Below are 234 nucleotides of genomic sequence, written 5' to 3'. Positions count from 1 at the left end.
GTTCCTTATGAAGTTGATTCTTAGCTTCCTTTAATGTGTCGTCCAAAGTTTCTTCTCTATAAGTTGCTTCTGTTTTTAGTTGTTCTGATCCTTGATCTGGAGTGAAAATGATATCTAGCAGTCGGTCTATTTTTTCAAGATCTTGGACAGACATATCAGATAGTCGATGAATTAGCTTCTTAAATACATCACTATTGTCGTGATTTTTCTTAAAAAATGTTGTAAACATCTATA

At 32.5% G+C, this 234-nt stretch carries 1 protein-coding gene; it reads right to left on the bottom strand.

Features of this window, described 5'->3' with window-relative positions:
* Positions 1-229: hypothetical protein (locus CBI42_RS12095; RefSeq protein ID WP_094754003.1), on the bottom strand; the 229-nt coding region annotated here is incomplete at its 3' end.
* Positions 230-234: the final 5 nt, after the last annotated feature.

The organism is Streptococcus sp. KR, from assembly GCF_002238115.1.
Lineage (GTDB): Bacteria > Bacillota > Bacilli > Lactobacillales > Streptococcaceae > Streptococcus.
This window is presented reverse-complemented; position numbering and strand designations above follow the sequence as displayed.